This is a genomic window from uncultured Algoriphagus sp. (assembly GCF_963974365.1).
Taxonomy (GTDB): Bacteria; Bacteroidota; Bacteroidia; order Cytophagales; family Cyclobacteriaceae; genus Algoriphagus.
Genome location: NZ_CAXBBX010000002.1, coordinates 415,776 through 436,262 on the forward strand (window position 1 = coordinate 415,776; position 20,487 = coordinate 436,262).

A 20,487-nucleotide genomic window follows, 5' to 3' on the forward strand; every position below is an offset into this window, starting at 1 on the left:
TATTGGGTTCGAATTTTAAAGATAGAAAAACTAAAATAATGACTAACCCCGTTTATCCAAATACCCCATGAAGAAGATTATTATCTACGGAATCGTTTTCCTTGCCAGTTTCAATATTGCACTTGCACAAAACCCTACCGAGATCCCATTGGATCAAGTTTGGAAAGATAAAATCACTGATTTGGCTCCAGAAAAAGCCACTTTCCCATTCAAAAAGAAAAGGAAAATTCTTGTTTTCTCCCTTCACACTGGCTTTTGGCACTGGGTAAATCCACATACTGCTGCAATGATTGAAATCCTCGGAAAGAAAAGTGGTGCCTTTGATGTGACTACAAGTACGGACATCGCTATGATGGAAAAAGACAAGCTAAAGGAGTTTGATGCGGTTGTATTTGACAATACCAATTCGAAACCCAAATACAGAAATCTATTTGTTGATGTATTCAGTGAAGACGCTTCTATGGATAGCGTAGCCGTATGGAAAAAAGCAAACCAACTAGAGAATAACATTATCCAATACGTGAAAAAAGGAGGAGGAATTCTCGTAGTACACGGAGGAAATACCATGCTGAATAACTCTATGGAGTTTTCAAAACTTACGGGAGGTAGCTTCGATTACCACACCAAGCAGCAGGCTTTCCAGGTAAGAATTGAAGATCCTTCTCACCCATTGACTAAGTCACTTCCAGCTGAAGGATATAACCACGTCGATGAGCCATATTTCTACAAGAATGCTTATGATGACTTGGATTTTCATCCTTTGACTTACTTCAACAATGCTGAGATCGAAGGCCAGAAAAAAGGTCAGGAGAAGACATCGGGCAAGACCTATGTGTCTTGGATCAGAAAAGACGGCAAAGGTAGAGCAATGTATATTTCCACTTCGCACAATGCCCAAAGCTTTGAAAATTCTGCTATTCTTGCCTACTTCCTCGATGCACTTCAGTATGTGGCTGGAGATGTAAAAGTGGATGAAACGCCGATTGGTAAGTGAAAAATTTGAAGTTTGAAATTTAAAATTTGAAAGTCCAGTAGTTGAATTGTGCATTTAACTACTGGACTTTTTTTATTTCCAAAAATCCGAAATCAAGTATCCAAAATTGGCATTCATCAGGCTTTCTTCACAAACTCACTTTTCAGCGCCATAGAGCCAAAGCCATCTATCTTACAGTCAATGTTATGATCACCTTCAACTAAGCGAATGCTCTTAACTTTTGTACCCGCTTTGATTGGTTTGGGAGCTCCTTTTACAGGCAAATCTTTTACGATGGTCACTGCATCACCATCTGCCAGTACAGTTCCATTTGCATCTTTAACTACTAGTCCTTCAGCTACTTCTTCTTGGGAATCTTCAAAAGTCCACTCGAAACTGCATTCTGGACAGATCAGTTTACTATCTAATTCGTAGCCATAGGGCGATTTACAGGCGGGGCAAGGAGGTATATTTTGCATGCGGCAAAGTTAGGGAAATATGGCAGGATGAGGAATATGACTTTTGTCAAATCCTGCATAGATCTAGCAAGGTGCGAAACTGACTCAGCCAAACAACAATCAATACATCGGCTGATAACTATGGACCACTGCTTCAGCGGCAATTCTGCCTGAGGCCATCGCTGCATTGATTGAGCCATTTAGAAGATAATCACCCGCCAAAAACACATGATCTGCAATCTTACATTCTGTAAATGGAATGCTATTTTTCATATCGTCCACTGTAGGGATGGCATAGGTAATATAATAGGATTTCACAAACTTAAAATACTCTGCATTAATGCGAGTAAGTGATTCCAATTCACTTTGCACATTTTTTATTAACTCTTTCTCTTTCAGCTCACTATCAAGTATTGAAACAGAAAGTAAAGCTCGCCCATTTGTAGCATAAGCAGCTGACACATCACTCATAAACACCAGGTTATTGATGAGGTGATTTTCTCGTGGAACCAGCCCAAGCATTGCCCTAGACATAAATGATTTATGAAGTGAAAAATATAGCGTAATCACAGACTTTGGCTTGGCAAATTGCCCTTCCAGTTGCTTCATAAACTTATCCGGCTGAGTAGCGATGATCAGTCGATCTGCATGAATTACCTCCCCACCTTCCAGTTGGATCTCTGTTCCTTGAATAGCCGTTACCTTACTACCGAAAATAATCTTTGTAGATTTCAACTGCTGCCTCAGCATATTGGGAATTTGGATTATGCCTTTTTCAGGTACTGCTCCCATCCCCTGAGAAAACATCTTGAATACAAATTCAAACATCCTTGACGAAGTATTCAGGTCTTTTTCCAAGAATATTCCTCGAAAGAAAGGTTTGAAAAAATTCGATATAAACTGATCTGTAAAGCCGTAATCAAGCAAATACTCGTGTGTAGGAACAGAAGGTTCTGCGAAGATTTCTTCAATCCTCTTGTTTTTCAGCATTTGAGTTAGGTTAAACATTTTCACCTTATCCAAAAAACTTCCTACATGAGAGAATGCCATACTCACTACCTTGAGTGGGTTACGAAGCGGATCTGAGATGATAAACGTCTGTTTGGATCCAAAAATCACAGCTCCAGGTTCAAAATACTTAAGGTTCAAGGCTGAGAAATCCAGGTACTTTTTAGCTTCAGGATATGCCGTCAACAGTACTTGAAAGCCATGATCCAATAAAAACCCATCAACTTCATCAGTTTTCATTCGACCTCCAATTCCATCACTACTTTCTAAAATCACTGGTGCATAGCCGGCATTTTCTAATTCTATGGCTGCAACCAACCCTGAAACACCAGCCCCAATTATATATATGTTTTGTTCAGTCATGAAAGTAGACGCTATGTAAAAAACTATTTCTCGTATTTTGTTTAACTATGTAGTGCTAACCCATTTATTTAGGTATTGTTCATTATTTTATGCAATTGTTGCAAATCAAATAATTTTTTATGTATATCCACTTTTCTACCAGTTAAAAGGGAAAAGCAATCTAGTTTGTGTTAAAATTTAAAATTGAGGCCACTCCGGTCTTCGGTCATCGGTCTTCCGACCAGATAAGCAAAGATTCTAGGATGACTGGCAAGCTTGCGGATAATCAAATAATTTTTAATTGAAATAAGACTATGATAAAATTTATACTCACTGCTCTGGTTTTTGGCTCTATTTACACTAATCTATCAGGCCAGAACTATTTCCCTGAAAAAGGCAACTGGGAAACTAAAAAACCTGAGGAACTTAATTTGAACAGAAATAAAATCCTAGAAGCAATAGAATTTGCTATCAGCCATGAAAGTCAGGAAGACCCAAACTTAAAAATTGCACATTACGAGAGTGGGTTTGGTCGTGAGCCTTTTGGTTACCCTGTTGGTCCCATGAAAACCCGCGGTCCTGCAACTGGCTTGATTATTTACAAAGGTTACGTCGTAGGAAAATGGGGAGAGCCAAATCGTGTAGATCTGACGTTCTCAGTTGCAAAAAGCTTCCTTTCTACAACCGCAGGACTTGCTGTGGAAGCAGGTCTAATCAAGTCAGAAAATGATGCAGTTTACCCATACATGGCTCCTATTTACCCCTATGACCCCAGTAAACTCAGCATAAACAAAGCGGATCATTTTGAGCAAGACGACACCTTCGAGCTATTCGACACGGAGCACAATCGCACCATCACCTGGGATCACCTCCTCAGACAAACTTCCGACTGGGAAGGATCACTTTGGGGCAAACCCGACTGGGCAGATAGACCTCGCGAAGGGGCAAAAGAAAAACGGGCAAGAGCACAAAATACGCCAGGATCAGTTTATGAATACAATGACACTAGAGTCAATGTGTTGGCGTTGGCCTTGATGAATATATGGCGAAAACCGCTTCCTGCAGTTCTGAAGGAGAAAATCATGGATCCTATAGGAGCAAGTGATACTTGGCGTTGGACTGGATATGAAAATTCATTTGTGATCATCGACGGTCAGATTATGCAATCTGTTTCCGGCGGCTCCCACTGGGGAGGTGGAATGATGCTTTCTGCTTACGATCAAGCAAGATTTGGGTACCTCACCATGAACAATGGAAGGTGGAAAGACGCACAGTTAATTCCCACTTCTTGGATCGAAAAGTCTAAAACTCCTACTCCGGCAAATGAAGGATATGGATTTATGAATTACTTTTTGAACTACGATCAAAACGATATTCCTGCCGCACCAAAGACTGCTTTTTCCCATATTGGAGCTGGAACGAATATGATCTATGTAGATGAGGAAAATGACTTAGTGATCGTCGCTAGATGGATTCCCGGAGGGGACAAAAATGAGTTGGTGAGATTGGTCATGGAAAGTTTACCTAAAATGTAAAAAAGGAGTGATTTATTATTTATTAAACCATTTAAAATCAGAAGTATTCCAATTCAATCCTATCCCATGTGTTAACTGAAAAATCTCCATGTCAAACTCAAAGAATAAAGAATCGATAGAACTTGAAAAGGTAATGGCAGCAAAAGAAGCTGTCACCCATATTCGAGATCATCACATAGTTGGACTTGGCTCTGGGACTACGGTTTATTATGCCATTCGTGAAGTTGGTGAGCTTGTCCAGAAGGGTATGCAGCTCAAAGCAATCTCAACTTCAAAGAAAACTCAAGAGTTAGCAGAATCCTTTTCTATACCAACCATTGATAGCAATAGTGTGGATCACATCGACGTGACAATTGATGGGGCAGATGAGATTAATGAAGACTATGTCCTGATCAAAGGCGGTGGCGGAGCTTTGCTGAGGGAGAAAATCGTGGCATCGATGACTCGAAAGCAAATCATAATCGCAGACTCAAGTAAGCAAGTAATTCAACTTGGAAAAGCATTTAAACTACCGGTAGAGGTAATTCCTTTTGCAACAAAACATGTGGAAAATCAACTTAAACAATTAGGAGGAAAACCTATAATCCGTACGCTGTCAGGAGAAAATTTTCTTACTGATGAAGGAAATTGGATCCTGGATGTAGATTTTGGACACATTTTAGATCCTCGCACCCTTTCCGATTCTCTCAATGGTATTGTAGGTCTAGTTTGCCATGGACTGTTTATTGATCTAGCAGATTTGGTGATCATAGGCTCAGATAGAATCACGAAAACAGAAATTGTATCTAGTAGTTAATGTAAAAACACCTAATTGTATTCTAACTCAGATAATTCATATCTTACTTTAATGAACTAGTTGTACTTTTAAAGGAAATGAATTTGAAATCAATGTGCGTATGAGAAAACCCAAGTTCTTATCCATTAATCAGCCCTGGTCTATCACATTAGTATATCTGTTGGTGGGAATAATTTGGATCTTTTTCAGTGACAAATTGACCTCTTATATTTTCAGCGATGATATGCAGGAGATGTCACGGTTTCAGTTGATCAAAGGACTTTTTTATGTCCTAGTTACAGGGCTATTGCTTTACTACATGATCAAAAAGCTATATGATAAGATCAATGGTGGAAAACAAGAAATTGAATTGCTCTTTACAAATCCAAATCTCGGTATTTTCAAAGTAGATAAAGCAGGCATTTTTACTTATGCCAGTCAAAATGTCCTTGAAATTATTGGTTACTCCAAAGAGGAAATTATAGGGAAAAATCTACTGGAACTTACCCCGAGTGAGTTTACGGAAGAAGATCAAAGAAAGCTTTTGGAAATATCTGAATTGGACTCAAAAAACAGCTTTATCTTCAATAAGTACCTGCAAGGAAAAAATGGCAAGGTGATTATCGTAAAAACCTACGGAATCGCCATAAAAGACAAAGAAGGAATGGTAACTGGCTATTTGGCTGCGTTCCAAAACATCACCGATCAGGAGAAATTTCTAAAGTCACTGGAGTCTAAAAACAAACAGCTTAGAGAACTAGCTTCGGATCAATCACATTTGGTAAGAGCCCCATTGGCGAGAATTCTAGGTATTATTGAGCTGATTCAAGCTGTGGATTTAAAATCATCTGAGAAAGGAGAATTACTTAAACATCTCAAAACTTCTGGTGAAGAGTTAGACGCGGCGCTGAGGGATATTTCTAAAAAAATGAATTCAACTCCTACCAAAAACTAGCAATCGAATATCCCTGAAAATCATCATGAGTTAGAGCTAAACATCTTTTAACAAGCTATTTAGCCACAAATTGACCTGAATTTAATAAATTAGGTTTCGACTTATCTCGAACATGAAACATAAAATCGGTTAATATGAAAAAGCTTTTACTGTTGATTTTGATAGGTAGCATGATATCCATTGGTACACATGCTCAGGGATTCATTCCAAAATCATTAAGTCCTGAATTGAAAAGTAAGGAGCTGGATTCTATTCCGCGAAATTTAGATAAAAGAGATACGATTGATTTTGGGAAGTTTTATTTTTCACCACCAAACAATCTCAAACTTGAGATGCCTGATACGCTAGAGGCTAATATTCACCTGCACAAACGATTAAATTTAGATCTCAATCAAGATCAAATTTATCTCGTACCAAACCCAGAAAAAGTTTATTCTTTACGCATCGTAAAGCCTACAGGAAATTATCATCTGAAAATCTATGAGCCCGACTCTACCAAAAACTACACACTTCTTATCAAAAAATATTGAGCTCTTTTCTTTGAAACAATAAATTGCCAAAGTTCATTACTCTTTCCAACTTCTATTTGCCTTCTTCTCCGCTTGATTTTTTTTTGCTTTTAGGCGCTTTTCTATGGCTCCTTTTTTAGGCTTGGTTGCTTTTCTGATTCTCTTTTTGTGAAAGGCCTTCTTCATCAAATCTTCAAACTTTCGGATCACCAACTCTTTGTTTTGGATCTGTGAGCGCTTTTCCTGAGACTGCAACTGGAGCACTCCATCTTGATCGATTTTCGTCCTTAACTTCTCCAAAAGTAAGCTTTTCTCCTCCTCGCTTAAGTTTCGGGAATTTGGAATATCAAATTTGAGCTGAACTTTAGTTTCCACTTTATTTACATTTTGCCCCCCTGCTCCACCGCTACGGGAAGTGATGAATTGCAGCTCACTCAGAAAGTCTCCCCTACTTATTCTTACCTGTATATTATTATCGTCAATAGTCATATTCTAGTAGCTTCAAATACCCTTCCAGATCCAAACTAGTATTTGACCAGTCAGCCTGAAAATGGAATTAGGCGTAAACTTTTCTTTAAAGAAAACAAAGTAAATACTAATTTGAAGTTTGACTTAACACTCAAACCCAAAACAACAACTCAAAATAAAATGAAAAATAGAAGAGAATTCCTCATCAAATCGGCACTTGGCGCTGCAGGATTGGTCGCTGCACCAGCTTGGCTTCAAGGAGCGCCAGCATTGATCAAATCGTATAACAAACCAAATTCCCTAATCAATGGTGTTCAGATAGGCTGCATAACTTATTCATTCAGAACTATGGCTGATCAAAGTGCGGAAGCCACCTTGAAATATGTGTTAGATTCTGGACTCTCAGCAATCGAACTAATGGGCGATCCCGCTGAGTCTTTTGCTGGAAAACCAGCAAATCCTGTAAATATGAGGGAAATGTATCCTCTTCTTGCCAAGCAGAGGAGGAATGAAGAGCTGACATCGGAAGAGAAAGCAAAACTTGCAGACATGTCAGATCAGGCTGAGTCCTATGCCAAAGTCGCTGCAGAATGGCGAAACAAAGTTGGTACGGCGCCATTTGAGAAGCTGCGAAAAATGTATAATGACGCTGGTGTAACCATATATGCATTCAAGCCTAATGCATTTGGGGTGAATGCAACGGATGAAGAGATTGCTTATGGAATGACAGCAGCAAAAGCATTGGGCGCGACACATGTGACACTTGAGCATCCTTCCAATGATGCGCATACACTTCGACTAGGAAAGCTTGGCGAGAAATACAAAATGTCTGTAGGCTACCATGGTCATGAGCAAGAGACCTTCACATTCTGGGATACTGCGCTAGAGCAAAGCAAAAGAAACGGCCTAAATCTAGATGCAGGTCATTACATCGCTGCTGGCAATACGGATCTAATTACCCTTATAGAAAAGCAACATAGCAGAATCTTAAGTATGCATACAAAAGACCGTCAAACACCTGAGCATGGCAAAGGAAATTTACCTTGGGGAACTGGAGATACTCCTATCCCCGAACTATTAAATCTGATCGCAAAAAACAAGTATAAGTTCCCAGCAACCATCGAGTTAGAGTATCAGGTACCAGAAGAATCTGACGCCGTAAAAGAAGTTCAGAAGTGTGTTGAATTTTGTGAAAAAGCATTAGCTTAGTATTGAGATTCGATTTTCCATTTAGCTTTTCAAACTATTTTTCAAAGCGGCAGCCTACACTCTGCCGCTTTACGTTTTTAGTGATTATCGGAAATGACTCAACTAATCATTCATTAATTAAATCTCGAATAACGATTAAGATAGACTACTGTCGCTAGCAAGTGTGGTGATCGGACGTTCCAGAATAGGAAGCATTTCATTTCGAAGCTCGGAAAAAAGCTTTCTAATTCTACAGGTTTCTTCATCAGTACACTCTCCACAAGACTCATAAAATCGTTCGGATACGCAGGGGATTAATGCAATTGGTCCATCCACCACCCGCATAATCTGCGCTATGGTGATTTCCCCAGGATCCTTTGCGAGTGTATAACCTCCTTCTGCACCACGCACACTTTTCACGAGTTGATGGGTTTTAAGATCACGAAGTATATTTTCCAAAAACTTATAAGGGATATTTTCATGAACCGAGATCACTTTAGCTGAAAGCGGTCTGTCTTCCACATGATCTTGAAGATAAAGAATAGTTTTAATGGCGTATTTCGCTCGTTTCGATAGCATCTGAGAATTTTTGGTAGTTGAAATTACAAAAATCCTTTAGAAGCAAAGGGGTCTTCAGGCAACAGTAAGGTACATAGTACGAATGCTTAGGAAAATGATCAACAGTCCGACCATGATCATCAAGTATTTAGGCTTAATTAATTTGCATATATAAGCCGCAAAGGGAGCAGCAACGACTCCTCCAAGTATCAATCCAAGCACTGGAGCCAGACTTAATTCCTTCACAAAGTACAAGAAGGTACTTGCACTAGCCAATGAGACAAAGAACTCAACAAAGTTACCCGTTCCAATCGCATACCTCGGGATTTTACCTTTACTAAGCAAAGTACTGTTTACTATGGGACCCCAACCTCCCCCACCAATAGCATCGGCAAATCCGCCTGTACTAGCCAGTACTGGCAGACTTCTACTATTAGGGTCAAATTTTGGTTTATTCTTCTTGAAGACTTTACTTAAGATCACAATTCCCATCACAAATAAGTAAATCGCAATCACTGGCTTTATCAAATTCCCATCAATATTAGAGAGTAGAAATGCTCCAGCTACAGAGCCAAGGACCCCGGGTATCAAAAGTTTCTTGGCTAGCTTCCAATCCACATTTCCCATCTTCCAATGAGAAATACCAGAAGCTAAGCTTGTAAAAACCTGTGCAAAATGAACCCAAGCAGAAGCTGATGCCGGGGGTACTCCTATTCCAAGCAAGATTGAATTACAACTTACTCCATAGGCCATACCCAAGGCGCCATCTATACTTTGTGCTATAAAGCCCACCAAAAGAAACCAGAGGAACATTTCTACATCCAGCTCCCAGCTATTGATAGCCTGCGAAAATGTCTGCGTCACGACTAGCATAAAAATCATTAGTGAAAACCCAAAAAACATGGCCCAAAAAGGCTCGGTCTTAAGTCTAAGTAAAATCCGCTGCATAGAAGTGATTAGTGAAAGTTTGAGTCCCAAAATTAATTCACAAATATTTTATTTCCTACCAATATTATAGGATTTATAGGATTTGTCAGGTTTAAGTTTTTCATTTGTATCATTCTTATCCTACCAATATAATATGATATAAAATGAAAAAACTTTTCTATTCTTCGATAGTACTGTTGCTTCTCTCCAGTTCTTTACTTGCACAACAGATCGAGATTAAAGGGAAAATTACTGACAAAGAATCCAATGAGCCATTAGTGGGTATAGCAATACTGATAAAAGGTAGTCAGGAAGGTGTTGCAACAGATATAGATGGGAATTTCACTCTTAGATCAACACATAGTGTACCTCTCACTCTAGTGATAGCTGGCTTAGGTTATATAAGAGAAGAATTTGCCATTGCAGAAATAAACCAAGAGATACAAGTGCTGCTACGTCCTTCAGTTTTGAACACAGATGAAGTAGTCATCACGGCTTCGCGGGTAGAAGAATCTGTCATGAAATCTCCCGTGGCCATAGAAAAATTAACAATCCGGGATCTTAAAGAATCTCCTGCCCCCTCGCTCTTTGATGCCATTGAAGCGGTAAAAGGGGTTCAAATGACTACTTTAAGTATGGGCTTCAAAGTCCCTAACACGCGAGGCTTCGCCAATACTACCAATGCCCGGTTCCTCTCCATGGTGGACGGGGCTGACACACAAGCTCCTGGCCTGGGAGTCTCGATCGCAAATACGGTGGGTCCGACAGAGTTGGACGTAGAAAGTATAGAAATCATTCCTGGGGCCTCTTCAGCATTATATGGATTGAATGCACTTAATGGTACCTCCAATATGATCACTAAGTCTCCTTTTCTATACACCGGATTCAGTCTCTATCAGCAAGTCGGTTTAAATCATGTAAATAGCTCTGATTTCGATCCAAAAACATTTAATCAAACTGCACTTCGCTATGCTCATAAAATCAATGAAAAATGGGCCTACAAAGTAAATTTTGGATGGATTAGAGGTACAGATTGGGTGGCAAATAGCTCCGAGGAACTGAGTCCCAACTCCAATCAATCCACTGGATTATTTGGCGAAGAAAATCCAGGCTCCGATCCACTGAATTCCTATGGAAATGAAAACCAAAACCGCAAAAATCTAACATTGGCAGATGGTAAACGATACGAAGTACGGAGAACAGGCTATTATGAAATAGATCTTGTAAATAAAGACTATCAGGTAGGTAACATCAAAGCTGATGCAGCAATCCATTTCAAACCTAATGAAAAAACTGAAGCCTCCTATGCTTACAGAATCGGTTCTACAGACGCGATATACCAAAGAGGTAACCGAATCAGACTTGACAATTATCAAATACAGCAACACAAACTGGCGCTTAAAGGAGACAACTATTTTTTACAAGGCTATCTCACCAAAGAGCATACCCTTGATTCCTACAACCTCCGCCCAATTGGAGAGAATATGGATAGAGTCTTCAAGTCTGACCAAAATTGGTATGCTGATTACACCAATGCGTATAATCAATCATATCTTCAAAATCAAGATCCAGCCAAATCTCACTCATTAGCCCGCGCAGCAGCAGATGCAGGAAGATTGCAATCAGGCACCCTGGAATTTGATCAAAAACTAAATGAACTGTCGCACATAAATAACTGGGATACAGGCGCTCAATTGATCATGGAGCATAGTTTCTACCATGTTGAAGGCCAATATGATTTCAAAAATCTCGTAAAATCCGTGGATATTTTGGTTGGAGCTGATTTCAGGGATTTCAACATTCATCCTGAGGGCAACAGTTTTAGTAATCCAATTGGTGAAGATCCATTCGCTACACTTCACTACAAAAAAATTGGTGGCTTTGCGCAAATTAGCAAGCGGTTTTGGGAAGAAAAGTTGAAGGTTATTGCCTCTGGAAGATTGGATAAAACTCAGTATTTCGAGACGAAATTCAACCCCAGAATAGCCGCAGTTTTTTCCCCGAATGAACAGCATCACATTAGAGCATCTATTCAAAATGGATTCAGATTCCCTACTCTTTTTGAGGCATTCAGTACGGTAAACAATGGTGGAGTGATTCGTTATGGAGGTTTGGAGTTGATGTCAAAGGATCAGCAACTTTTTGAAAATTCATACTTACGCAGTTCCGTCGATGCATTTCAGCAAAAAAACACAGCAGATATCAACAATGGAACTCCAAGTCAAGATGCGGTAATAAATAATTCAGGAATGTTGATCAGAAACGAATATACTTATTTGGTACCGGAAGAAATTAAAGCAATTGATGTGGGATACAAGGCTAGCATGTTCGGCAACAGATTGTATCTAGATGCTGACTTTTACTATAACCAATACAAGAATTTCATAGATCAAATTGAAATTGCAGTTCCCAAGGTAGGGGAAATTGGGACGGACGAAGGTGGGATTGACCAAACCTGGTTTGAAATGGAAAACAACACCTTGCATACCCGATATCGTATGTGGACTAATTCAAAGAGCGTTTACCAAAATTTCGGATTCTCCCTTGGGCTTTCCTACAATTTCTTCCAGAAAATGGTTCTTTCAGGAAATTACAGTTTCGCACAGCTGAATAAGGTTGATGTCAGGGATAATGGACTGGAAACACCTTTTAACACACCTAAAAATATTCTGAATCTTACTATTTCAGACAGAGAATTGATGAAAAATGTGGGGTATAGTATCGCTTGGAGATGGCAAAGTGCTTTTGAATGGAATGCGCCACTGGCCAATGGAACAGTTCCAACCTACAATACTATTGACGCGCAAATTTCTTATAAATTCAAAGCAATTAAAACCGTCTTAAAACTTGGGGGAACCAACCTTCTGAATAAAAAATATACACAATACACAGGGGGGCCGGAGATCGGTGGATTCTATTACCTAGCTCTAACTTTAGATGGACTATTCAATCAGAATTAATAAGTCTCAACTAAAAAATACTTTCAAATAAAATATCCTGCTCTCAACACTTAATCTCTAATAAAATTAATTTAGTGGTGATCGGTTAGAATACGGGTTTTAATGGTGTACTTTCGGCAGCTCATTTTGGAATTCAACGTGCTTGGCTAAAAACATATCAAGTACATAATGGAAGAAGAAGAGATTCTAGAGCGAAATCAATTTGAAGAGCTAATTCAAGGCCTTATTGATCGTAAATATGGCTGTAGTAATAATTTCATTTTACCAAGTACCGTAACTGGCTTAAGAGACACCATTCAAAATCTCTCAGAAATGGGTAAAATGAAACTTGCTGGCGTAGGCAATGCATCTAGTAAAAAGCAGGACAATGAAATAAGAGGAGATAAAATAAATTGGATACAGGATACAAGCGTTAACCCATTTGAAATCATCTATTTAAAGAAAGTTGGGAAATTCATTGAACATTTGAACAAAACCTGCTTCACCTCTATTAAAAGTTTTGAAAGCCATTACGCGAATTATGAGAAAATGAGTTTCTACAAGAGACACATTGACCAATTCAAAAGTGAGAAAGGCAGAAAATTCTCCATCATCGTTTACCTAAATCAAGACTGGCAGGATCAGGATGGCGGTCAGTTATCTTTATATCCCGAAGAAGGAAAAGCACAAACTATCTCTCCTGTCGGAGGTAGAATTGTTTTTTTCAGAAGTGATGAAATGGAGCATGAAGTACACCCATCATCTACTAGGGATAGAAAAAGTATCGCTGCATGGTTTAAAAACTAGCTATTGCTTTAAAATATCTAACAAGGATCTAAAAATAAAAGACCGCGGCTTTCGCCACGGTCTTTTACAGTTGGACTTACTATTCTTGAGTATTACTTAGAGAACATAGTAAACATCCACATTCTCTTCTCAATATCTCCTACAAACTTGGTAAGCAAATCAGCGGTAGCAATGTCATCTGCTTCTTCTGCTACTTTAGCTGCTTTTCTATGTGACTGAGCCAAGCTTCCTAATCCGTCGATGACATGCTTTACGCATTCATCTCCATTGGAAACATCAGTAATTTCCTTGTGTATTGTGTTTTTCAAATAGTCGGAATAAGCATGCAAAGGCTTAAAACCTATAGTTACAATCCTTTCAGCTAGTTCATCGATATTTTCATAGAGCTGCGTATACAATTCCTCGAATTTGACGTGTAGGTCAAAGAAATTTTCACCTTTCACATTCCAGTGAAATCCTCTTACATTTTGATAAAAGATATGATAATCAGAAAGAAGATCATTCATTTTATCTGATACATTTTTCATGGATTTAGTGTCCAACTTCAAATGATTCGCCAGAGTTGCTTTGTTAGTGGTACTCATATATAGTTCTGTTTAAGTTAAAATTACATTACTATAAGACCAAGTGGCGTGCCATCAAACTCACTTCCAAAGGATACACTTCATGAGATGCTCTTAAGCCTATTCTCTTTTGATTTATACAAAATACAGCGAATATTAGCTGGAAATACAGTTTTTCAGTCTTTGAAGCAAAAAAGGAAGTCAGAAAAAAATTCCCCACTTCGCTGAAGAAAAGGCACAAAAAAACCCGGAACAAAGTCCGGGTTGGGTGCATCTTTCATCCACTTTTTTACAAATCGTATTGCTTCATTTTATTGAAGAGCGTTTTGCGGTCAATACCTAATTGCTTAGCGGCTTGAGTCCTGTTATACTTAACTTCTTCCAGTACTTTTTTTAACACTTCGGCTTCGGCTTCTGCAGCGGCATCTTTCAAGTTTAATGGCATTTTGCCGGCCTTACTTTCAGATTTTTCTGCATCAGAGTCCCAAGAATTAAACTTCTGTGCATAAACAATTTCTGGAGGAAGCGCAGAAACAGACATTTTACCACCATCTGTTAAAAGAGTTGCTCTTCGGATCACGTTGAGCATTTCTCGCAGGTTACCAGGCCATGGATATTCTTTAAATACTTCCATTACTTGCTCATCAAAGCCAAAGACCTTCTTATTTAATTCCGCATTAGAAAGTTCCAAGAAATGATAAGAAAAGGCTTCGATATCTGCTTTCCTATTTCTCAATGGTGGAACTGTAATACTAAATTCATTGAATCTGAAGTATAAATCTTCTCTAAATTTACCCGCAGAAACAGCCTTTCTCAAATCTTCATTGGATGCAACTAAGATTCGCACATCAATGGATTTATCTTTGGTTCCACCTATTCTTCTCAGTTTTCGCTCCTGAACCAATCTAAGCAGACCAACCTGAGTTTCATACGTTAAGTTGGCGATTTCATCCAAAAATATTGTACCACCGTCCGCAAGTTCAAACTGCCCTGGCTTCTCAGCCAATGCTCCTGTAAATGCGCCTTTTTCATGCCCCCAAAGTTCACTACCAGCAAGCTCCTTTGTAAGTGCACCGCAATCCACCGCTATAAAAGGCTTACCTGCACGCTCACTTTGATCATGAATAGTTCGCGCAATATTTTCCTTACCAGCACCACTTTCTCCATAGATTACCACACTAAGGCTTGTCGGTGCAACTAATGAAACTTCCTTATATAGTTTTTTAGATTCGGCTCCACTTCCTTTGAGGTATTTAGAATCAGATTTTTGTGATTTAGAATCTGATTCCTTCTTCAGCTCAGAAGCTTTGGTGAAGGTCTGCGTATTGGATTTACCAGCCTTTGAAGCCGTTAATGCTCGTTCTATCAGGTTAATAATCTCATCAGGAATTAGTGGCTTGGTTACATAATCGAATGCACCATTTTTGATCACTTCCACCGCAATTTTCACATCTGCATATCCAGTTATGATTGCTACCTGAGTCCCAGGAGAGATTTCTCTTACTTTCATCAGTACATCCCTACCTTCCATGTCCCGCAATTTGAAATCACAGAAAATCAGATCAAAAAAAGTCTTTTTAACCATATCTAGGCCATTTTTCCCAGAGATGGTTGTCTCTACTTCATACCCCTTTTTAGTTAGAAATCGCTCTAAAAGCTGACAGATATCTATATTGTCATCAATTACTAGAATCTTAGCCATGATATTAATTGGTATTGTTTGAATTGATTAATTGCTTCTGAACCACTTGGTCCAGACGCGCAATGTTAAAAGGTTTGCTTAGAAAATCTAAGGCACCATATTGTATAGCCTCCATCTTCACTTCTTCATGATCAAAAGCACTCATCATAATTACCTTGGACTTGAGTTTACCAGAATTAATATGTCTGAGTTCGAGTAAACCGTTCCCATCCGGAAGGTTTACGTCCAAAAATACCAATTCGGGTTTAGATTGAATAAATAACCTTCTTCCTTCTTCAAGAGTACCCGCAGATAAAACAGAAAAGCCATTTTTTCTTAGAAACCTGGATAAAAGGGCTCTTATCTCTGGCTCGTCATCTATCACTAGAATTTGTTTATTCTTCATCACATAGTCATCTACTCTCTTGATATTGAAAATCGGATTCATTTATTAAATTGAAAATCGAATTGGTTTAAAAATTGGCAAATAGAAAAGGTGCCGCTAAAGGCCGCACCTTTTCATTTTCTAAACCTATTACTTTACTTCACTTTATCTACTTTATCTTTCGCTGACTGAAGGGCAGCTTTTGTAGCATCCAGACCTTCAGATTTTGCATCTAAAATTTTTACTTTCAAATCGCCAAGCAAGGATTGAAAATCTCCAAGGAGGCTATTCAATTTTTCTTTTTGTGGGCCAAAATCGTCCTTATTCTTATAAAGATACGCTCCTACTAGGGCGCCGGTAACAAGTCCGCTTAGCCAAAGTGTTTTATTTGCTGCTGATTTAGTCATTGTCGTGTGTTTTGTGGTTGTAAATACATTAAGCTGTGAAGATCAATTTAAATTAATTTCTAAAATCAAGGAAAATTTTGATCTTCTAAAATTCTGCGAATTTTCTATCTAGTTGGTTGGTTTAGAATTTCAACTTACTTTGATCCAAAATAAATTAATTCATGAATTCACCTTCTAGACTCCCCTACCTGAGATCAATCTGAATAATACAGCGATCACTGCTAGAACTAATAGCACGTGAATTAATCCTGAGGCACTGTAAGCAAAAACTCCTACTAGCCATCCAATAAGAAGAATTACGGCGATGAAATACAATAAAGAACTCATAGTTTTGATGTTTAGGTTGTGTGATTTATTTAGAAGATATTAACCAACACCTATGCCTCAAAAAAGAATAATTAGTAAAATCAAGCCTAAATGAGTCAATTAGGCATTTAAAGCTTGTTTAGCTATACAGATCAAAACAAAAACTCACTATATACGAGTAATTAATTCCCCAATTATGGGAAATAAAAATGAAAAACGACAAGAAACCATCTATTCACCAAGTCAAAGTTTATTCAATAGTTACAATCATTCTTATAATTGTAGGAAGTGGAATTTCCTATTGGACGGCAAATCGAATCGAGTACTATACAATGGCAGTAATGCACACTTCAGAAGTACTTCAAAGGACGGATGAACTCTATTCCAGTATTTTGGAAAGGGAAACAAATATTAGAGGTTTCGTAATTACTGGAGATAAAGCGTTTTTGACATACTATAGTCAATCAAATATCGATGCTGAACTCCTGCTAACTCAGCTGCAAGCATTAACCATGGATAACGCTCAGCAGCAAAATAATATTGAAGAACTTAGAGGCCTCATAAATGCCCGAGTGAGAACTTTTGATGCAACTATATCTTATATGCAAGAGCACGGTGACTTAGAGGGATTCTTAGACAGTACACGTGTGAATAATGCTATTGTAGGTTACCAAATGGTAAAAGAAGTAGTCAGGCACATTAACGATGTTGAAAATGAACTATTCAGAGAAAGAAACGAGAGCTTACTTAACAATATCAATGCTCTTCCCTTTATAGTTGGACTCATTTCTGTCTTCTCTATTACTATAGGAATTGTGACTTTCTTCTCTATATATCAGTACAATAAAGCCCAGCTAGAGGCAAATAAAGAGATATCTCTTTATCAAAACAAGATGAAGGACCAGATCAAACTCCTGGATGATTCAAATAAAGAGCTTGAGCAATTTGCCTATGTCGCCTCACATGATCTGCAAGAGCCACTTCGAAAGATTTCTGCTTTTTCAGATCTTCTTAATGAGCAATTTGCTGACAAATTAGAAGGTGAAGGAACCCTGTATCTCCAGCGGATCACAGCTGCTTCTGTAAGAATGAGAAGATTGATTACTGACTTACTGGAATACAGCAGAGCAGGAAGAGTGGAAGTAGATAAAATAACTACTGTAAAACTCTCAACTATCATTTCTGGAATTTTAGAAGATTATGAAATAGCAATAGAAGAAAGATCCGCAAAAATCACAGTGGATAAGCTGCCAAAAGTCAAAGGAACTGACACAGAATATCGACAGGTTTTTCAAAATCTCATCTCCAATTCACTTAAATTTTCCAACCCAGATTCAAGTCCCGAAATCACTATTTCTTCAGAAAGTGCAAGTGAAGAATTTCTTGAAAATTTCCCCAAGCTGGATCAAAATTTAAAATACCATTTAATAAAGGTGAGTGATAATGGTATAGGCTTTGCAAAAGAACATTCAGAAAAGATATTCTCCATTTTCCAACGCTTGCACGGAAAGATGGAATACGAAGGAACTGGTATTGGTCTTTCTATAACACGTAAAATCATTGAGAAAAACGGTGGAACCATTTTCGCAGAAAGCAGCCCTGGAAATGGATCCGTTTTCAATATTATTTTACCAGAATTAAAAAATTAAATCTTAGCGGGTTCAACTTTTGAATTCATTATTTTCTTAACAAAATCATAGTTACCTTTTCATTTATTTTAACAGTATTTCGTCATAGACTCTATGCTCATGTCATTCGAGAAACCAATACAAATCCTTGTCGCAGAAGATGACGAAGATGATAAGCTTTTGATTCTAAAAGCTTTTGAACGAACCTTACCAAAGGAGAAGGTTACATGTGTAGAAGATGGTGAAGCTCTTATAAAATACCTTAAGAGATGCCCCCCTTTCGACGATTTAATTAAATATCCCAAACCCGATATTATTCTTCTGGATCTTAATATGCCGCGTAAAGATGGCAGAGAAGCTTTGGCCGAAATTAAAAGTAACGACGAGCTAAAATCTATTCCTGTGATAATTTTCACTACATCAAATAGTGCGGATGATATTCAGGTAACTTATAAAATGGGCTCTAGCAGTTACATTACCAAGCCTGGTTCGTTTGAGGAACTTGTCAGAGTTACAGAAGAAATTGAAAATTATTGGTCTAAAACCGTTTTGTTGCCTCAGTAAAGATTGCCATGTTCTCTAATCAAAAATTAAAGATTCTATATGTAGATGATGATCCAGATGATTTATTTCTGGTAACGAGTTTACTGAAAAGAATCAACGACGTACATTATGAAATCGATGGTGCCACTAGTATAGAGGAGGCCATACCCAAACTGGATCAGAGTTTCGATCTTTTTCTGGTGGATTATAGACTGGGAAAAGATACAGGTCTAGAGCTAATCAGTGAGATAAAAGCCATCAAAAAACATGCACCTGTGATCATGCTCACAGGTATGAATTCAGGAAATATAGATCGCGAAGCGCTCAATCTCGGCGCATCAGATTACCTGGTAAAAGGGGAATTCGATGCGAATTCTTTGGACAGAACACTTAGATACGCTATCCGAGATGCCAAATTGATGGAATCTTTGGCGAGCGCCGCAGTTAAGTTCCGTTCCATATTTGAGCTGGCTAGTGATCCTTTTCTTTTGATGGATGATGAGGGAGAAATCTTAGAAGTAAATCCTGCATTTCAGAAGAAATTTGGTCTTTCTGCCTATGAACCGAATTCTGAGAAAAGCTATTCTTTTAAAAAATTATTGACCGAAGACGCTTCCCGCCAGGAATTAGACACCCTTTTTGCCAACGGGCAAGAAATCTACGACTTAGAGGCATTAATGACGATAGAAAATGGTCAGACTATCAATAGTTTAATTAGTATAGTAAAACAAGACACCAGTATATTTCAAGTCCTTATCAAGGATCTAAGTGCAATCAAAGCAAAAGAAGAGGAAGAATTGAATCTTAAAAAATTCTCCTCCACAGGCAGAATTGCAAGAATACTGGCGCACGAAGTGAAAAATCCACTAACTACGATACTACTTTCTGCGGACCAACTTACCTTAGAGCTTCCTGAAGAGGTGCTAGCAGAAAGTGGAGACTTGATAGATGTCATCCGCAGAAACTGTGATCGGATCAATCATCTAGTCACTCAATTGCTGGATAGCACAAGGTTCTCGGAATTGGACTCCAAAAGCCATTCGATTAATGACCTGTTGGATCAAGCTTTAGAGCATGTTCAGGATAGAATTGACTTGAAGGAAATTGCTATAATCAAACAATACCAAACCGATATTTGCTCAATAGAAGTAGATGGTGAAAAAGTGAAAATTGCATTGATCAACCTTATCGTAAATGCAATAGAGGCTATGGAGGATAAGGCTGGAAAGCTTATACTTAAAACAAGTGTAAAGGGAACTCAATGCCGAATCGAAATTAAAGACAATGGAGAGGGAATTCCTAAGGAGAACTTGGAGCGACTATTTGAACCTTTCTTTACCAGCAAACCTACCGGCTCTGGCCTTGGACTCATAAACACTCAGAATATTATTCTTAGTCACGGAGGTTCTATTCGAGTAAAAAGTGAGTTGGGTAAAGGAACTTCCTTTACCATTTTATTTAATCTGCCGAGCTAAGACAAAGTATTCTTTAGATTTATGATCCTTTCAAACCGATAATTTGAAAGGATTTTT

General features: G+C 38.4%; 21 protein-coding genes. 11 read left to right on the plus strand and 10 right to left on the minus strand.

Going from position 1 to position 20,487, the window contains the following annotated elements; translation table 11 throughout:
• The first annotated feature begins 67 nt into the window (after window positions 1-67).
• Window positions 68-994, plus strand: a complete 927-nt coding sequence (locus AACZ87_RS04320) for a ThuA domain-containing protein (RefSeq protein WP_339865208.1) — start codon at window positions 68-70, stop codon at window positions 992-994.
• A 116-nt stretch (window positions 995-1,110) separates the two neighbouring features.
• Here the strand turns inward: AACZ87_RS04320 and AACZ87_RS04325 are convergent, their stop codons facing one another.
• Window positions 1,111-1,452: a zinc ribbon domain-containing protein YjdM gene (locus AACZ87_RS04325; RefSeq protein WP_339865210.1), complete on the minus strand. Its 342-nt coding sequence runs from the start codon at window positions 1,450-1,452 to the stop codon at window positions 1,111-1,113.
• A 99-nt stretch (window positions 1,453-1,551) separates the two neighbouring features.
• Complete coding sequence (locus tag AACZ87_RS04330; RefSeq protein WP_339865212.1) at window positions 1,552-2,802, minus strand: NAD(P)/FAD-dependent oxidoreductase; 1,251 nt, start codon at window positions 2,800-2,802, stop codon at window positions 1,552-1,554.
• A gap of 293 nt (window positions 2,803-3,095) precedes the next feature.
• Here AACZ87_RS04330 and AACZ87_RS04335 point away from each other — a divergent pair, with 293 nt between their 5' ends.
• From AACZ87_RS04335 to AACZ87_RS04350, 4 genes are all read left to right on the plus strand, one after another.
• The gene (locus tag AACZ87_RS04335) at window positions 3,096-4,316 is read left to right on the plus strand and encodes a serine hydrolase (RefSeq protein ID WP_339865214.1); all 1,221 of its coding nucleotides are present in this window, start codon (window positions 3,096-3,098) and stop codon (window positions 4,314-4,316) included.
• Window positions 4,317-4,404: 88 nt separating this feature from the next.
• Complete coding sequence (rpiA, locus tag AACZ87_RS04340; protein WP_339865216.1) at window positions 4,405-5,112, plus strand: ribose-5-phosphate isomerase RpiA; 708 nt, start codon at window positions 4,405-4,407, stop codon at window positions 5,110-5,112.
• Window positions 5,113-5,212: 100 nt separating this feature from the next.
• Window positions 5,213-6,046, plus strand: coding sequence for a PAS domain S-box protein (locus tag AACZ87_RS04345; RefSeq protein ID WP_339865218.1), 834 nt, complete (start codon window positions 5,213-5,215; stop codon window positions 6,044-6,046).
• A 134-nt stretch (window positions 6,047-6,180) separates the two neighbouring features.
• On the plus strand, window positions 6,181-6,576 hold the full coding sequence (locus AACZ87_RS04350; protein ID WP_339865220.1) for a hypothetical protein: 396 nt from the start codon (window positions 6,181-6,183) through the stop codon (window positions 6,574-6,576).
• Window positions 6,577-6,612: 36 nt separating this feature from the next.
• On the opposite strand, the gene arfB is transcribed toward AACZ87_RS04350, so the two are convergent.
• On the minus strand, window positions 6,613-7,044 hold the full coding sequence (gene arfB, locus AACZ87_RS04355) for an alternative ribosome rescue aminoacyl-tRNA hydrolase ArfB (RefSeq protein WP_339865222.1): 432 nt from the start codon (window positions 7,042-7,044) through the stop codon (window positions 6,613-6,615).
• A 159-nt stretch (window positions 7,045-7,203) separates the two neighbouring features.
• Between arfB and AACZ87_RS04360 the strand changes: the two genes are divergently transcribed.
• A complete protein-coding gene (locus AACZ87_RS04360; RefSeq protein WP_339865224.1) occupies window positions 7,204-8,232 on the plus strand; it encodes a sugar phosphate isomerase/epimerase in 1,029 nt (342 codons plus the stop codon).
• A gap of 135 nt (window positions 8,233-8,367) precedes the next feature.
• Here the strand turns inward: AACZ87_RS04360 and AACZ87_RS04365 are convergent, their stop codons facing one another.
• Window positions 8,368-8,790, minus strand: coding sequence for an Rrf2 family transcriptional regulator (locus AACZ87_RS04365; protein ID WP_339865226.1), 423 nt, complete (start codon window positions 8,788-8,790; stop codon window positions 8,368-8,370).
• A gap of 54 nt (window positions 8,791-8,844) precedes the next feature.
• Window positions 8,845-9,717 (minus strand): sulfite exporter TauE/SafE family protein, encoded by an 873-nt coding sequence (locus tag AACZ87_RS04370; protein ID WP_339865228.1) that lies wholly within the window; start codon window positions 9,715-9,717, stop codon window positions 8,845-8,847.
• Between the two features lie 143 nt (window positions 9,718-9,860).
• Between AACZ87_RS04370 and AACZ87_RS04375 the strand changes: the two genes are divergently transcribed.
• Entirely contained in the window at window positions 9,861-12,656 is a 2,796-nt protein-coding gene (locus AACZ87_RS04375; RefSeq protein WP_339865230.1) for a TonB-dependent receptor, read from the plus strand.
• Window positions 12,657-12,824: 168 nt separating this feature from the next.
• Entirely contained in the window at window positions 12,825-13,442 is a 618-nt protein-coding gene (locus AACZ87_RS04380; RefSeq protein ID WP_339865232.1) for a 2OG-Fe(II) oxygenase, read from the plus strand.
• Between the two features lie 92 nt (window positions 13,443-13,534).
• Here AACZ87_RS04380 and AACZ87_RS04385 read toward each other — a convergent pair whose 3' ends face one another.
• The 5 genes from AACZ87_RS04385 to AACZ87_RS04405 form a co-directional block, all read right to left on the minus strand.
• Entirely contained in the window at window positions 13,535-14,026 is a 492-nt protein-coding gene (locus AACZ87_RS04385; protein WP_339865234.1) for a DNA starvation/stationary phase protection protein, read from the minus strand.
• A 268-nt stretch (window positions 14,027-14,294) separates the two neighbouring features.
• Window positions 14,295-15,707: a sigma-54 dependent transcriptional regulator gene (locus AACZ87_RS04390; protein WP_339865236.1), complete on the minus strand. Its 1,413-nt coding sequence runs from the start codon at window positions 15,705-15,707 to the stop codon at window positions 14,295-14,297.
• Between the two features lie 4 nt (window positions 15,708-15,711).
• Entirely contained in the window at window positions 15,712-16,134 is a 423-nt protein-coding gene (locus tag AACZ87_RS04395) for a response regulator (protein WP_339865238.1), read from the minus strand.
• A gap of 92 nt (window positions 16,135-16,226) precedes the next feature.
• Window positions 16,227-16,478, minus strand: a complete 252-nt coding sequence (locus AACZ87_RS04400; protein ID WP_339865240.1) for a hypothetical protein — start codon at window positions 16,476-16,478, stop codon at window positions 16,227-16,229.
• A gap of 174 nt (window positions 16,479-16,652) precedes the next feature.
• A complete protein-coding gene (locus AACZ87_RS04405; RefSeq protein WP_339865242.1) occupies window positions 16,653-16,805 on the minus strand; it encodes a lmo0937 family membrane protein in 153 nt (50 codons plus the stop codon).
• Between the two features lie 188 nt (window positions 16,806-16,993).
• On the opposite strand from AACZ87_RS04405, the gene AACZ87_RS04410 reads away from it, so the two are divergent.
• The 3 genes from AACZ87_RS04410 (at window position 16,994) to AACZ87_RS04420 (ending at window position 20,430) form a co-directional block, all read left to right on the plus strand.
• Entirely contained in the window at window positions 16,994-18,433 is a 1,440-nt protein-coding gene (locus AACZ87_RS04410; RefSeq protein ID WP_339865244.1) for a CHASE3 domain-containing protein, read from the plus strand.
• Window positions 18,434-18,532: 99 nt separating this feature from the next.
• Window positions 18,533-18,976: a response regulator gene (locus AACZ87_RS04415; RefSeq protein WP_339865246.1), complete on the plus strand. Its 444-nt coding sequence runs from the start codon at window positions 18,533-18,535 to the stop codon at window positions 18,974-18,976.
• An 8-nt stretch (window positions 18,977-18,984) separates the two neighbouring features.
• Entirely contained in the window at window positions 18,985-20,430 is a 1,446-nt protein-coding gene (locus AACZ87_RS04420) for an ATP-binding protein (protein WP_339865247.1), read from the plus strand.
• The last annotated feature ends 57 nt before the right edge of the window (window positions 20,431-20,487 follow it).

What these genes read in the sequence shown, in the direction of transcription:
- AACZ87_RS04320 (WP_339865208.1), top strand. Translation starts at nt 68, where the DNA reads ATGAAGAAGATTATTATCTACGGAATCGTTTTCCTTGCCAGTTTCAAT.
- AACZ87_RS04325 (WP_339865210.1), bottom strand. Translation starts at nt 1,452, where the DNA reads ATGCAAAATATACCTCCTTGCCCCGCCTGTAAATCGCCCTATGGCTAC.
- AACZ87_RS04330 (WP_339865212.1), bottom strand. Translation starts at nt 2,802, where the DNA reads ATGACTGAACAAAACATATATATAATTGGGGCTGGTGTTTCAGGGTTG.
- AACZ87_RS04335 (WP_339865214.1), top strand. Translation starts at nt 3,096, where the DNA reads ATGATAAAATTTATACTCACTGCTCTGGTTTTTGGCTCTATTTACACT.
- rpiA (WP_339865216.1), top strand. Translation starts at nt 4,405, where the DNA reads ATGTCAAACTCAAAGAATAAAGAATCGATAGAACTTGAAAAGGTAATG.
- AACZ87_RS04345 (WP_339865218.1), top strand. Translation starts at nt 5,213, where the DNA reads ATGAGAAAACCCAAGTTCTTATCCATTAATCAGCCCTGGTCTATCACA.
- AACZ87_RS04350 (WP_339865220.1), top strand. Translation starts at nt 6,181, where the DNA reads ATGAAAAAGCTTTTACTGTTGATTTTGATAGGTAGCATGATATCCATT.
- arfB (WP_339865222.1), bottom strand. Translation starts at nt 7,044, where the DNA reads ATGACTATTGACGATAATAATATACAGGTAAGAATAAGTAGGGGAGAC.
- AACZ87_RS04360 (WP_339865224.1), top strand. Translation starts at nt 7,204, where the DNA reads ATGAAAAATAGAAGAGAATTCCTCATCAAATCGGCACTTGGCGCTGCA.
- AACZ87_RS04365 (WP_339865226.1), bottom strand. Translation starts at nt 8,790, where the DNA reads ATGCTATCGAAACGAGCGAAATACGCCATTAAAACTATTCTTTATCTT.
- AACZ87_RS04370 (WP_339865228.1), bottom strand. Translation starts at nt 9,717, where the DNA reads ATGCAGCGGATTTTACTTAGACTTAAGACCGAGCCTTTTTGGGCCATG.
- AACZ87_RS04375 (WP_339865230.1), top strand. Translation starts at nt 9,861, where the DNA reads ATGAAAAAACTTTTCTATTCTTCGATAGTACTGTTGCTTCTCTCCAGT.
- AACZ87_RS04380 (WP_339865232.1), top strand. Translation starts at nt 12,825, where the DNA reads ATGGAAGAAGAAGAGATTCTAGAGCGAAATCAATTTGAAGAGCTAATT.
- AACZ87_RS04385 (WP_339865234.1), bottom strand. Translation starts at nt 14,026, where the DNA reads ATGAGTACCACTAACAAAGCAACTCTGGCGAATCATTTGAAGTTGGAC.
- AACZ87_RS04390 (WP_339865236.1), bottom strand. Translation starts at nt 15,707, where the DNA reads ATGGCTAAGATTCTAGTAATTGATGACAATATAGATATCTGTCAGCTT.
- AACZ87_RS04395 (WP_339865238.1), bottom strand. Translation starts at nt 16,134, where the DNA reads ATGAATCCGATTTTCAATATCAAGAGAGTAGATGACTATGTGATGAAG.
- AACZ87_RS04400 (WP_339865240.1), bottom strand. Translation starts at nt 16,478, where the DNA reads ATGACTAAATCAGCAGCAAATAAAACACTTTGGCTAAGCGGACTTGTT.
- AACZ87_RS04405 (WP_339865242.1), bottom strand. Translation starts at nt 16,805, where the DNA reads ATGAGTTCTTTATTGTATTTCATCGCCGTAATTCTTCTTATTGGATGG.
- AACZ87_RS04410 (WP_339865244.1), top strand. Translation starts at nt 16,994, where the DNA reads ATGAAAAACGACAAGAAACCATCTATTCACCAAGTCAAAGTTTATTCA.
- AACZ87_RS04415 (WP_339865246.1), top strand. Translation starts at nt 18,533, where the DNA reads ATGTCATTCGAGAAACCAATACAAATCCTTGTCGCAGAAGATGACGAA.
- AACZ87_RS04420 (WP_339865247.1), top strand. Translation starts at nt 18,985, where the DNA reads ATGTTCTCTAATCAAAAATTAAAGATTCTATATGTAGATGATGATCCA.